The sequence below is a fragment of the Thermodesulfatator atlanticus DSM 21156 genome (assembly GCF_000421585.1).
In the GTDB taxonomy this organism is placed as follows: Bacteria; Desulfobacterota; Thermodesulfobacteria; order Thermodesulfobacteriales; family Thermodesulfatatoraceae; genus Thermodesulfatator; species Thermodesulfatator atlanticus.
In genome coordinates, this window is record NZ_ATXH01000053.1 from 1 (window position 1) to 1,623 (window position 1,623).

Annotated in this window: 2 protein-coding genes; both read left to right on the forward strand. The window is 42.3% G+C overall.

Annotated features, from left to right (window positions below; genetic code table 11):
• The coding region (locus H528_RS13750) for an IS5 family transposase (RefSeq protein ID WP_022854510.1) at positions 1-684 on the forward strand (684 nt) is incomplete at its 5' end.
• Between the two features lie 160 nt (positions 685-844).
• On the forward strand, positions 845-994 hold the full coding sequence (locus tag H528_RS14500; RefSeq protein WP_022854511.1) for a hypothetical protein: 150 nt from the start codon (positions 845-847) through the stop codon (positions 992-994).
• Positions 995-1,623: the final 629 nt, after the last annotated feature.

Sequence of the window (1,623 nt, forward strand, 5' to 3'; positions counted from 1 at the left end):
CGCCGCTTCCTGGGCATCTCTGCTCTCGACCCTGTCCCTGACTACTCCACTATCTCACGTTTCCGTTCCAACCTCAAATCTATGAACCTTTACCGCAAATGTTTTAACGAGCTCAAGCGCCAGCTTACTAAAAAGGGCTTTGAACTCAAAACAGGAAAGATTATTGACGCCCGTCTGGTCAAAGCAGCAAGAACCCCTGGCAAAGACGACGATGCTTCTTTTACCAAAAAAGGCAAAAAGACGGTCTATGGTTACAAGGATCATATCGCCGTTGATCCAAAGTCTGAGTTTGTGACGGAATTTGTGTGCACCCCGGCCAACGTGCATGATTCCCAGGTGCTCGAGGAGCTGCTTGAAGGAGAGGAGAAAGCCATATTTGCGGATAAGGCTTATGATAGCCAAGAAATACGCCAGAGGTGTCGGCAAGAGGAAAGATTTTGTGGGGTGCTGTATAGAGGATGCCGTGGGCGGTCTCTTTCGAAGAAACAGAAGAAGCTGAACAAGATATTTTCGCGGATCAGGAGCAAAGTTGAAAAAGTCTTTGGGATATTTAGCCTGCATCTTAATAGGACAAAGGCGAGGTATGTGGGGCTCTTTGCCAATGAGATCCATCTGTTTTTGACGTGTTTTACCTACAATGTGCTTAATCTTTCCTGGCATCTTAGGAGACAGGAGAGCTTTTAAGGGTATTATAGGCGAATTATGCCTATAATATAGGAATAAGTAAAAATAGATGGAAATACAGGTAAGGAGATGCAAATTATGAGCTAAATTTTGATTATATTTACTAGAATTTTTGATTTTTGTTAATATTAATTTCATAGAAGATGAAATTCTTGCTTAATTGTCCAAATTATTCAAAGGTCTCAAGAAAATAGTCCAGGAACTGGCCGAAGCCCAAAAGCGCACCGAAGAACCCCTCAATGAACTGGCTGAAGCTCAAAAGCGCACCGAAAAAAAATCGCCAAGCTTGCTAGAGGCCTTCAGCGCGTGAGAAAAGAGGTGGGCTTTCACGCACTGTGGCTTACGCCCTAGAAAACGAAGCCTATCGCCACTTGCCTGTTTTCCTTAAAGAGACCTTTGCAAAACACCTTTTCTTAAGGTCCGTTTGAGGATCCGTTCCCATTTTTCGAAACGAAAAATGGGAACGGATCCCTTGCGCTTGTGCTTGCAATAATGATCTCCACAATTTTGCAAAGGTCTATTAAAGAAAGTTCGGCCTAACTATCCACGAAAAAAATAGTCCGCACTTACATTAAATTTTCTTCGTGACATTTTAAAAAATTTTTGCTTAACCTAAAAAAAGGCTCTTTGACAACTGAATAGTATGGAAGGTTTTCTCTTTCACTTTTCAGGTCAGGGGTGCCCCTTTTTCGGTCGATTTTATAACATTCGATTCAAACGAAACTTTTTATGGACCCTCTTTTTAGCCTTGACCCGGATTTTATTCCTTTGGTATTTAAGTGATTGCGAGCATTAAGAAGCTTCGCTCTTTGAGATTTTTGGCCCTTTCTAAGTTTTAGCCCGGACCCCTGACCTGAGATAATATCTAACCTCGCCTCAGGACGATAGTTTTAAGGGGTACTGTGAGAAAACCATGCCTGATTAAGAAGGCATTACGAC